The organism is Agromyces sp. NPDC055658 (assembly GCF_053618155.1).
In genome coordinates, this window is the sequence record NZ_JBSHHD010000155.1 from 1 (window position 1) to 1,040 (window position 1,040).

A 1,040-nucleotide genomic window follows, 5' to 3' on the forward strand; every position below is an offset into this window, starting at 1 on the left:
CGACCCGATGGCGACCGGCGTACTGGTGATCGGGATCGAGCGCGCCACCAAGATCCTCGGCCTCCTGACCGCCACCGACAAGTCCTATGCCGCGACAATCCGGCTCGGCCAGACCACGTCCACCGAGGACGCCGAAGGTGAAGTGCTGCAGACGGTTTCCGCTGCCCATGTCACCGACGATCAGATCGAGGACGCGGTGGCGGCACTGCGCGGAGATATCGAACAGGTGCCCTCGGCGGTCAGCGCGATCAAGATCGCCGGGCAGCGCGCCTACAAGCTGGCCCGCGAAGGGCAGACCGTCGAGCTGGCCGCCCGGCCCGTGCGCATCGGCCGGTTCGAGGTCCTCGCGGTCCGGCGGGTGGACGAATTCGTCGATGTGGACGTCGATGTGGACTGCTCCTCGGGCACCTACATCCGCGCCCTGGCCCGCGATGTGGGTGTGGCACTGGGCGTCGGTGGACATCTGACGGCCTTGCGCCGCACCAAGGTTGGCCGCTATGGGCTGGACGAGGCGCGCACTCTGGACGATCTCGCCGAGCAGGCTCGGCTGAGCTACTCACTCGACGAGGCGTGCCTGGTCGGGTTTCCGCGCCGCGACCTGAGCGCCGAGGAAACCGAGGACACCCGGCACGGGCGGGCGCTGACCCCGGCCGGCATCGACGGGATCTATGCCGCCACCGCACCCGACGGCCACCTTGTAGGCGTGATCAACGGTCAACGAGTGGCCAACGCATCGAGCAGACGGCGCGCGAGTGGCATCGCGGGACGGACGAGGTCGAAGTAGTGCGTCGGCAGGATGGTGGCGAGTGTGTTCATCAGATGCGCGTCGGCACCGATCAGGATGCGTGAGCGACCCCGCTCGATGCCCCGCTGGATGGTGGCGGCCGCCTGCTCTGGGGAAGTGCGGGCGAGCGCGGTGAAGTTCCGGTGGAACAGCTCGGGGTCGGTATTGCCGAGGGCATCCACGCGGACGCGTCCGGCCCGGGTGATCGGCGTGTCAATCCCGCCGGGGTGCACGGTGAGCGCGCGAACACCGGTGC

1 protein-coding gene and 1 pseudogene are annotated in these 1,040 nt (G+C 69.0%); one reads left to right on the forward strand and one right to left on the reverse strand.

Annotation, left to right across the window (positions count from 1 at the left end):
* A partial coding sequence (gene truB / locus ACWGPE_RS19290; RefSeq protein WP_452049363.1) for a tRNA pseudouridine(55) synthase TruB occupies window positions 1-784 on the forward strand: 784 nt, incomplete at its 5' end.
* On the opposite strand, the pseudogene ACWGPE_RS19295 reads toward truB, so the two are convergent.
* Window positions 715-1,040: pseudogene (locus ACWGPE_RS19295) on the reverse strand (hypothetical protein); the annotation flags it as partial. The gene truB and the pseudogene ACWGPE_RS19295 sit on opposite strands and share 70 nt — an antisense overlap.